General features: G+C 65.8%; 6 protein-coding genes. 3 read left to right on the forward strand and 3 right to left on the reverse strand.

The annotated features are described in order from the left end of the window. Nucleotides 1-3: 3 nt before the first annotated feature. From putP to ITI46_RS31840, 3 genes are all read right to left on the reverse strand, one after another. A complete protein-coding gene (gene putP, locus ITI46_RS31830; protein WP_209243411.1) occupies nucleotides 4-1584 on the reverse strand; it encodes a sodium/proline symporter PutP in 1581 nt (526 codons plus the stop codon). 540 nt (nucleotides 1585-2124) lie between these two features. Continuing rightward, on the reverse strand, nucleotides 2125-2523 hold the full coding sequence (locus tag ITI46_RS31835) for a hypothetical protein (protein WP_236591729.1): 399 nt from the start codon (nucleotides 2521-2523) through the stop codon (nucleotides 2125-2127). Next, nucleotides 2517-2744 carry a hypothetical protein gene (locus ITI46_RS31840; RefSeq protein WP_209243412.1) on the reverse strand — a complete coding sequence of 76 codons (228 nt, stop codon included), beginning with the start codon at nucleotides 2742-2744 and terminating at the stop codon, nucleotides 2517-2519. The genes ITI46_RS31835 and ITI46_RS31840 overlap by 7 nt, the downstream gene beginning before the upstream one ends. Before the next feature lie 774 nt (nucleotides 2745-3518). Between ITI46_RS31840 and ITI46_RS31845 the strand changes: the two genes are divergently transcribed. The 3 genes from ITI46_RS31845 to ITI46_RS31855 all read left to right on the forward strand — a co-directional run bounded on the left by ITI46_RS31845 (nucleotide 3519) and on the right by ITI46_RS31855 (nucleotide 8116). Continuing rightward, nucleotides 3519-4280: a GntR family transcriptional regulator gene (locus ITI46_RS31845; protein WP_209243413.1), complete on the forward strand. Its 762-nt coding sequence runs from the start codon at nucleotides 3519-3521 to the stop codon at nucleotides 4278-4280. 186 nt (nucleotides 4281-4466) lie between these two features. Next, nucleotides 4467-6635 carry an ATP-binding protein gene (locus ITI46_RS31850; protein ID WP_209243414.1) on the forward strand — a complete coding sequence of 723 codons (2169 nt, stop codon included), beginning with the start codon at nucleotides 4467-4469 and terminating at the stop codon, nucleotides 6633-6635. Between the two features lie 428 nt (nucleotides 6636-7063). Next, entirely contained in the window at nucleotides 7064-8116 is a 1053-nt protein-coding gene (locus ITI46_RS31855; RefSeq protein ID WP_209243415.1) for an HNH endonuclease, read from the forward strand. Nucleotides 8117-8239 lie beyond the last annotated feature (123 nt).

The following is an 8239-nucleotide window of genomic DNA, read 5'->3' on the forward strand; positions in this document are numbered from 1 at the left end:
CGGTCACCTGCCGGGGCCGTCCAGCGGCGGCGGCTCGGGGTACGGGGGCGGCGGGGCCTGGCCTTCCGGTGGGTCCTGCGGCGAAGTGCCGTTCGCCGCGGCGTGGGTCCAGTCGAGCGTCGGGCGGCGTCCGACGAACTTGCCGAAGATCAGCGCTGCCACGGTGGCGGCGAGCACGCCGGGCACCATCCCGTAGACGCCCGACTCCAGCGGCCCGAGGAGCGGGTCGATGTGCTTCCACAGGAGCACGGTGAGGGCGCCGGTGATCATCCCCGCCTTCGCCCCGGCCGCCGTCATCCGGGGCCAGAACAGCGACAGAACGATCACCGGGCCGAAGGCCGAGCCGAATCCCGACCAGGCGTACGCGACGATGTCGAGCACGGCGCCGCCGCTCAGCGCGATCACATAGGCGACCAGGGCCACCGCCACCACGCTCAGCCGCCCGATCAGCAGCAGCATCGTGTCGGAGGCCCGCCGGTTGAAGAACGCCCGGAAGAGGTCCTCGGTGAGGGATGTGGCCGAGACCAGCAGCTGGCTGTCCACCGTGGACTTGATCGCGGCCAGCACCGCCACCAGCAGGACTCCCGCGATCCAGGGGGAGGTCAGCTGTGCGGACAGCGCGATGAAGACCGTCTCCGGGTTGTCGAGCGGCTTGTCGAGCGCGGCGATCCCGGCGAGCCCGATGAGGGACGCGCCCGCCAGGACGACGATCACCCAGAAGACGCCCAGCCAGCGGGCCAGCGGTATGTCCCGCGGGCTGCGGATACTCATGAAGCGGGTCAGGATGTGGGGCTGGCCGAAGTAGCCGAGCCCCCAGGCGAGCAGCGAGATCAGCGCGACGGCCCCGAGCGGATCACCCGATGTCCACTTCCGGTCGGCGAACGACGCCTCGGCTCCCGGATCGAGCAGCGCCGGGGTCACGCGGTCGAGGTCGGCCCCCAGCGCCTCGAAGCCGCCGAGCTGCCAGATGGCTATGGCGGGGAGGGCTATCGCGGCGAGGAACATCACCGTGCCCTGTATGGAGTGGCTGACGCTCAGGGCCCGGAAGCCGCCGAGGATGGTGTAGATGACGATGACCACGGCGAAGACCGTGAGCCCCAGTTCGAGGCCGGCGCCGAAGATCTCGTCGGCCAGGAGACCGCAGGCGAGCAGCCCGCTGGCCACGTAGACGGTGAAGAACACGACGGTGACGGTGGCCGAGAGCAGCCGTATCACCCGGCTCCGGTCCTCGAACCTCTTCTCCAGATACGACGGCAGGGTCACCGCTCCGACCCGCTCGGTGTAGACCCGCAGCCGGGGCGCGACAAGACGCCAGTTGAGATAGGTGCCGACGATCAGTCCGACCGCGATCCAGGTGGCCCCGATACCGGCCATGTACACGGCGCCCGGGAACCCCAGGAACAGCCAGCCGGACATGTCCGCCGCCCCGGCGGACAGGGCGGCCACCGGTGCGGTGAGCCGACGGCTGCCGACGGTGAAGTCGTCAAATGTGGTCGTTTCACCATGCGTCACCACACCGACCATGACCATCGCGATCAGAAAGACTCCGAAAGTGATCATGACGGGGACGGTCAGGGCGATCATCTACTACTCCCTGTGATGCGGAAGCGACCGTTGGCGCATGCCGCGTATGTGGCCACCGTTACGGGCTGGAGAGGCTCGGAGCTTAGAAAGGCGGGGCGCGAACTGGCGAGGGCATGCGACGCCACAGCTCCTGATCGGTTCCGGATCGTGATACATGAGCAAGCCGACCCGCGAAGCAGCTGGGAAAGCTGATTGTTTCTGTTGGTCGACGTCCACTGTCCAAATGTCCGGACGACCGCACACTCCCGCCCCGGAGGGGGCGCTTCTCCGGGACCACACGACGAAGGGCCGGACCCCTCGGGGGCCCGGCCCTTCGTTCAGCCTCTTGCACGAAGCGGTAGCGGTGGGATTTGAACCCACGGAGGAGTTGCCCCCTCACTCGCTTTCGAGGTCTGTTCGGGCTGGTCAGAGCGGTGTACGGGGTCGTTCAGGTGCGTTCATAGGGCGTGCGGAGCGCTGGGCATGTACCTCGGCGAACGGCGTTGGACGCCGGTGAATGAGACCCAAAATGAGACCCTCGGCACGGCCCCTGACGTCCCTTCAGCGGAAGGCTTCCGCTGGTAGACGAGGATTCCCGTCGTCATCGTCGCGTCCTCGGGCGTCGCAGGTGATCTCTGAGCTTTCGTAACCGGGCAGCCTCGCGCCTCTGCTGTCGGCGACACGCAGAGCATTGCTCAGCGCGGCAGCCGCCACCTTGAGGGCTTTCGTCCTGTCGTCGTCCTCTGTGTTGACCTCTACCTCGTCGAGAACCTGCACAGCCCACTTGAGAGCATCGTCACCGTCCTCCAACTGGGCCTCTTCGACCTCATCGGCGTACATAGCCATCGCGGAGTCAGCGCTGCCGTTGAGGTAGCAGGGGTTCCCATTGTCCGAGGCCCATGGCAGTAGGCGGAGCTCGGGTGAGGGCATAGGGGTCTCGACTCGGTCGTAGATCAACATACTGGGCCCTCCCAGCCCGCTACGGTGCGCAGGACGACCAGCGTCGTCCTGGGCGTGATGGTCAGGATGTCGCCAGTCCTGAACGCGATGAGCTTCGCTCCGCCGGTGAGATGGCAGATGTCGACCACGGCCATCGACTGACCACCTACCTGGATGACGTCTCCTCGGCGGAGTGATCCACCGCCGACCTCGATGGCGACCTGTCGCTCACTGCGCGCCATTCCCTGTCCTCTCCTTCGGTGGGGAGCTGGGCTGCGGCCGGTGGCATGGGCAGTCGCAGGGCTCGAAGAACACACCCCGACTCGGTGACGGCTGCGTGGGGTTCCCGTGGCGGCATTCGAGGTGCCGACCGAGCCCGCATGCGGGGGAGCGGTAACTCATGAGCGCTCACCGCCGAGCGGACACCCGGTTGCCCGCTGGCTGTGGGCTTCGTACGCCAGGAAGTACGGACGCACGAGCCCGATGTCGTTGACGATCGGGACGGCTGGCGGTCGCCAGCGGGACGGTGGGCACCAGCTCCGGGCCGGCATCGGGGAAGCTGCGGAACTGTCCTTTTGCCTGGACAATCCCGCTGGGCTGATGAGCCACCGCAGAAGCTGGTCGAACGCTTCGCGAAAGTAGTACCGCATGGTTGCAGCTCCCTATGGCTGCGGGTCCGCTCTCTGCACAGGAGGTGCAGGGGGACCCTCGTTGAAGACGAGGGCCCACGCGACGGTGGCTTGACCGTCGGTGTGGAGCCCGAACTGGTCGCCTTGCTCCAGCGCAGCCAGCAGGGCCAGCCAGACGGTCGGCGTCGGCGAGTTGGGTGGCGTCACCTCAACTCGGACGTACTCGCGATCGCGCTTGAGGTGTGGTTCCAGGCCGAGGGCGGAGAGTCGCGCTGCGATCGAACGCGCTCGAACGATGGATTGAGGCATGGCGATCCTCCGCCACGAACTGGTCACGTGGAGTAAAGCTAGTTAACTAGATTAGAGCTAGTGGACTAGATTTTCCACATGCCTGAGCAGCCGCCCTACCTCCGCATCGCCGACCTGTTCCGGCAGCGCATCGCTGACGGCGACTGGACACCCGGCGACCGGCTCCCCTCCCGCTCCGCCCTGGGCGCTGAGTACGGCGTCGGCGACAACGTCATTCGCAGAGCTCAGGAGCTGCTGATCTCCCAGGGGCTGCTGGAGGGCCGTGCGGGCTCTGGCACGTACGTCGCGGAGCCTCGCCGACGCATGCGCATGGTCCGCTCGCTCAGCCGCGAGCGTCGGGGTGGCTCACCGTTCCGCGCCGACATGGCCGCTCTTGGGCGTAGCGGCACGTGGGAGCACCAGACCGACGCCAAGGTTCCTGCGCCAGCGGACATCGCAGCCCGTCTCGGCATCGCCGAGGGTGACTCGTGCGTGCGCACGCGGTACGAGTTCCTGTCGGATAGCAAGCCGGTGCAGTTGTCAACCAGTTGGGAGCCCTACGCCCTGACAGGCGGCACGTTCGTCGTCCTTCCCGAGGGCGGACCGCATGCCGGACGCGGCGTCGTAGAGCGCATGGCCGCTATCGACATCCACATCAGCCATGCGGTGGAACAGCCCGAGCCTGGCCACGCCACAGCCGAAGAGGCACAACTCCTCGGCCTGCAACGCGGATCACTGGTCACCCGTATCCAGCGCACCTACTACAGAGACGACGGCCGCCCGGTCGAGACCGCCGACATCATCGTCCCAGCGGCCCATGCCGAGATCGTCTATGAGGTGCAGATCAGCCCCGAGGGATGATGCAGCGGTGAGCAAGGCCAGGGCGCTTACGCCGAACCCCGGTAATTGCGTCTACCGCGCCCCCGGCCGGTGCTGTTGCGACCGGCTCCCGAAACCCGTCTCCCCAAACGGAAGCGGCCAGAACAACCGAATGCGGCCCCAGCGACGTGTCTCTGGGCTTCTCGGCTGAGTGGCACACTCGTCAGCATGAATGAGCTGCCACAGGACACGTCGGATGCTATGACGGGAGCAGCCGAGACCCGCAACAGCGTCAGCGGCACTGTTAACGGTCCTTTGGTTCAAGCTCGGGATATCCATGGTGACGTCCACATCCACACTGCGCGTCCGGACCCGGTGGTTCCTCGGCAGTTGCCCGCGGCGCCCCCCACATTCATTGGACGGCAGGCTGAACTCGCGTCGCTCAGCAACGCTCTTGAAGCCAATGTGCAAGAGGGCTCGCCCGTCGTGATCTCCGCTATCGGCGGTACCGGTGGCATAGGGAAGACATGGCTGGCGCTGCACTGGGCTCACCAGCACATCGACCGGTTCCCAGGCGGGCAGCTCTTCGTCAATCTGCGCGGCTTCGACCCCAGTGACAGACCGGTGGCTCCGCACGAGGCAGTGCGGGGCTTCCTCGATGCGCTCGTCGCGGATCAGAAAGAGATCCCAGCAGAACCCAGTTCCCAGCTCGCTCTGTTCCGCAGTCTGGTAGCGCAGCGACGGATGCTGATCGTGCTGGACAACGCCCGTGACAGTGATCAGGTGGCGCCGCTCATCCCAGGAAGTCCGACGTGCACCGTCCTGGTGACAAGCCGCGATCAGATGGCGGGCCTGTCAGCGACACGCGGCGCCCACATGCTCCCGGTCAACACGCTCAGCGAGGCCGAGGCACGGACGCTCTTGAGCCGTCGATTGGGCGAGGAACGGCTGGCGGCTGAACCCGCTGCTGTCACGGAACTGATCGCCTGGTGTGCGGGGCTGCCCCTCGCACTGAGCATCGTCGCCAGCCATGCACGTCTGGAGCCCCGGACCCCGCTCGCTGACTTCGCTGCCGAGCTGAGTGACGCTTCCACCCGGCTGGAAGCGCTGGACGCCGGCACGCCGACTACGCGGCTGGAAACAGTGCTCTCATGGTCGTACCAGGCCCTCACAACAGAGCAAGCTGCCGTCTTCCGATTGGTGGGGCTGGCCCCTGGCTCCGACCTCAGCCTCCATGCCGCCGCCAGCCTCACGGGCGTGCCAGTTGCCCGGGTACGCAGGGTTCTGCGGTCGCTGGTGGGTGCCTCCCTCGTGGAGCGGCCAGGGCCAGACCGCTACCGCATGCACGACCTTGTCCGGCTGTACGCGGCGCAGCGAGCACACGCCGACCACCCGCAGGATGAATCCGCAGCGGCCCTGCAACGTATGGCCGAGTTCTGTGCACGCACCGCGCATGACGCAGACGTACTCATCGCTCCGCACCACGCGCCAATCGAACTCGGTGAGCAATCCAGTGGATGCCAGCCGCAACCCCTCGCTGATGCCGCAGCCGCGTGGGAGTGGTTTAGCGTCGAACGCGCCAACTTGATGGCGGTCCTGCACATGGCCGCCGAGAGGGAATGGCATGCCCGGGCCTGGCAGCTGGCCTGGACCCTCACAACCTTCCAGCTCAGGCAAGGCCACCTCCACGACAACCTCATCGCATGGCGGGCCGGCGCAGACGCGTCAAAGCACCTCAACGACCCTCCCACCCGGACTCGCTCACACCGCCACCTCGGCCGCGCATGCGCCCAACTCGGTCGCCACGAGGAAGCGCTGACCCACCTCGAAGAAGGACTTACCGGAGCCGTAGCGGACGGCGACCGCCTGGGACAGGCACACACCCACCGGGCCATCGCCAAAGCATGGGAAGAACAGAGCAACAACCAGCAGGCACTCGCCCACGCCCAGCGGGCACTTGAGCTCTACGACGAACTGGGAGTCCAGTTCAGCGGCTCCCATGCACTCAACGAAGTCGGCTGGTACACCGCAAAGCTGGGCCGCTTCGACCAGGCCCGCCAGCACTGCGCCGAGGCCCTAACTAAGTGCCGCGACAGCAACGACCGCAGCGGCGAAGCAAGAACTCTCCTCAGCCTGGGCTACATCGACCACCACACAGGCGAGCCCCACACGGCAGCCGGCCACTTCCGCCAGGCCATCGCCCTCTATTCCGCCCTCGGCGACACCACTGCCGAAGCAGAAGCGCTCGAACATCTCGGACACGCTCTCGCCAACTACGACACAGACGACGCCCGGCGCACTTGGCAGCAAGCCTTCGATCTCTACACCTCACAGCACCGCGGCGCAGACGCCCAACGCATTCAGGCGCACATCGCGGAGCTCTCTGCCTGTTCCTGAACCACTGCGGGAGCACCGGACAACCGTTGCGCCGCAGGCTCACCCTGGTACCGATAGGAAGAGCTGCAGGCCCCACCCATCACTGAATACGGGCAGTTAACCCTGCGCCGCTTCCTAGACCTAGAGCGACCAGCGAAGGAGGCGTTCGATGTTTCTGTTGAGCCTGGTCGAGGCCATGGTCTCCTATGCCGACGATGTCGTCGGGTACTCGGGAGCTCGCGACGTTCCCTGCTCGGTCCGTTGCGTGCGATGTGCCTGGCCGGCGTGGGGTCAGGCGTATCCACCAACGGTGGACCAGGCCCCCTTGCTTCTTCTGAAGCACACCAGCTGTTCTAGCAGAGATCAGAAGTCGGATCTGCCCGGTGCTGTACAGCCGCGGAGAGTCCGAGACGAAGTGGCCGTCAGCGACCCTTCATAGACTCGTGCCCATGGTGAACGGCTCTATCTCGCGGCACGACGTCCTGAAGACCCTGGAGGAGTTCGACGCCCTTGGGCGGGAAACCTTCCTGAGTACCTACGGCTACGGGCCAGCACGTAAGTACGTGATCGTGCATGAGGATCGTGAGTACGACTCGAAGGCCATCGTTGGGGTAGCCCATAAGCACCAGCACGGTGCACCTCTCACTCACAAGCAGTTGAGTGGCGGACTCGGTCACGCCGTGGACGAGTTGAAGCGCCTCGGCTTCGTGATCAGGGCTGCTCGAAACCCTGCCTGGACACGGGACGAGCTCATCCTTGCCTGTGACGTTGTCGCCCGGAACGAGTGGCGAGGGCTCGATGCGGAGGATCCCCGCGTCGCTGAGCTGTCCAACTACTTGCAGCAGTTGGGAGCACATCCGGAGGAGGAGCGTGCTATCACCTATCGGAATCGGAACGGAGCCGCTCGCAAAACCTTCGACATCGCTACGCACCACCCCAGCTACCAGTTGAAGCCCACCAACGGCGGTCGGCTCGACAGAGAGGTACTGCACGACTTTCTGGACCGACCCGCGGAGATGGCACAAGCAGCTCGTCTCATCCGTGAGGGCCTGAAGGACGGCACACTCGACCTTGTACCTCTGGGGACCGATGACGCCGTTGACGACGAGGTCAGTGCTCCGGAAGGCCGAGTCCTTTACCGGCGCCACCGGACTCGGGAACGTAATCGGAAACTCCGACAGAAGAAGATCCGGTCCGTCCTGAAGGCTGGTGGTGCCCTGGTGTGCGAAGCCTGCGGCTTCGACTTCGCCGCGGTCTACGGCGAGCGTGGTGAGGGCTACATTGAGTGCCACCACGTTGTGCCGTTGCACGAGGCGGGGGAGAGTACTACCAAACTGTCAGACCTCGCCCTCATCTGCGCCAACTGTCACCGTATGATCCACCGGTCGGCCCCCTGGCCAACTCCCGCAGAGCTACGCGAGCTCATCGAGCGGCAACTAGGACGCTTGGGTTCGTCGGTGCCGTTGCCTCGAAGTAGCGCCAGCGTGACGACAGGCCGCTAGTTGTATTGATCACCAGCGTTGTTGACACGGTGTGGTCTTGATCAAAGGGAAGGCCTCCGTGTGTGGTGGAGGTGTCGAATCTTCACCGCGCGGAGGCCTTCGTGTCCCACCGTAATGCCCGGC

Origin of the sequence: Streptomyces oryzae (assembly GCF_017676365.1) — a bacterium.
GTDB classification, from domain to species: Bacteria; Actinomycetota; Actinomycetes; order Streptomycetales; family Streptomycetaceae; genus Streptomyces; species Streptomyces oryzae.

What these genes read in the sequence shown, in the direction of transcription:
- putP (WP_209243411.1), bottom strand. Translation starts at nt 1,584, where the DNA reads ATGATCGCCCTGACCGTCCCCGTCATGATCACTTTCGGAGTCTTTCTG.
- ITI46_RS31835 (WP_236591729.1), bottom strand. Translation starts at nt 2,523, where the DNA reads ATGTTGATCTACGACCGAGTCGAGACCCCTATGCCCTCACCCGAGCTC.
- ITI46_RS31840 (WP_209243412.1), bottom strand. Translation starts at nt 2,744, where the DNA reads ATGGCGCGCAGTGAGCGACAGGTCGCCATCGAGGTCGGCGGTGGATCA.
- ITI46_RS31845 (WP_209243413.1), top strand. Translation starts at nt 3,519, where the DNA reads ATGCCTGAGCAGCCGCCCTACCTCCGCATCGCCGACCTGTTCCGGCAG.
- ITI46_RS31850 (WP_209243414.1), top strand. Translation starts at nt 4,467, where the DNA reads ATGAATGAGCTGCCACAGGACACGTCGGATGCTATGACGGGAGCAGCC.
- ITI46_RS31855 (WP_209243415.1), top strand. Translation starts at nt 7,064, where the DNA reads ATGGTGAACGGCTCTATCTCGCGGCACGACGTCCTGAAGACCCTGGAG.